This is a genomic window from Flavobacterium hydrophilum (genome assembly GCF_003202405.1).
In the GTDB taxonomy this organism is placed as follows: domain Bacteria; phylum Bacteroidota; class Bacteroidia; order Flavobacteriales; family Flavobacteriaceae; genus Flavobacterium; species Flavobacterium hydrophilum.
The window spans coordinates 1-1,419 of sequence record NZ_QJHL01000017.1; the positions used below are offsets into that span (position 1 = coordinate 1).

The 1,419-nt window shown below is 53.7% G+C and carries 1 protein-coding gene; it reads left to right on the forward strand.

The window, feature by feature from the left end:
• On the forward strand, positions 1-1,419 hold a 1,419-nt coding region (locus DMB68_RS23130), incomplete at both ends, for a beta strand repeat-containing protein (RefSeq protein WP_196783720.1).

Genomic DNA, 1,419 nt, shown 5'->3' on the forward strand with positions numbered 1-1,419 from the left:
ACATCACAGGAGTAACCGGAGGCAATGGCGCTACCGAAAACGGCGTTCAGCAGGCGACGGTAACGATCACTGATGACGAGACCACCCCAACGGTAACCCTGAGCGGAACGACAACAATCGTCGAGAATGCAGCGGGAACCGCTACAATCACCGCTGCGCTGAGCACGGCTACGACTACCGATACGGTAGTAAGCTTAGGCTTTGCAGGAACAGCTTCGGCAGGAGACTATGCAGCAAGCAATACTACGATCACCATCCCGGCAGGGCAGCTGACCGGCACGATCACTATTGATCCAACCGATGATGCGCTGTACGAAGGAAACGAAACAGTAATCATCGACATCACAGGAGTAACCGGAGGCAATGGCGCTACCGAAAACGGCGTTCAGCAGGCCACGGTAACGATCACTGATGACGAGACCACCCCAACGGTAACCCTGAGCGGAACGACAACAATCGTCGAGAACGCAGCAGGCACCGCTACAATCACCGCTGCGCTGAGCACGGCTACGACTACCGATACGGTGGTAAGCTTAGGCTTTGCAGGAACAGCTTCAGCAGGAGATTATGCGACAAGCAATACTACGATCACCATCCCGGCAGGGCAGCTGACCGGCACGATCACTATTGATCCAACCGATGATGCGCTGTACGAAGGAAACGAAACAGTAATTGTCGATATCACGAATGTTACAGGAGCTACGGCAGGCAGTACGACTCAGGCTATCGTTACGATCACTGATGACGAGACCACCCCAACGGTAACCCTTAGCGGAACGACAACAATCGTCGAGAATGCAGCTGGAACGGCTACGATCACCGCTACACTGAGTACGGCTACGACTACCGATACAGTGGTAAGCTTAGGCTTTGCAGGAACAGCTTCAGCAGGAGATTATGCGGCAAGCAATACTACGATCACCATCCCGGCAGGGCAGCTGACCGGAACGATCACTATTGATCCGGCCGATGATGCGCTTTACGAAGGAAACGAAACAGTAATCATCGACATCACAGGAGTAACCGGAGGCAATGGCGCTACAGAAAACGGCGTTCAGCAGGCCACGGTAACGATCACTGATGACGAGACCACTCCAACGGTAACCCTGAGCGGAACGACAACAATCGTCGAGAACGCAGCAGGCACGGCTACAATCACCGCTACGCTGAGCACGGCTACGACTACCGATACAGTGGTAAGCTTAGGCTTTGCAGGAACAGCATCAGCAGGAGACTATGCGGCAAGCAATACTACGATCACCATCCCGGCAGGGCAGCTGACCGGCACGATCACTATTGATCCTACCGATGATGCGCTGTACGAAGGAAACGAAACAGTAATTGTCGATATCACGAATGTTACAGGAGCTACGGCAGGCAGTACGACTCAGGCTATCGTTACGATCACTGATGACGAGA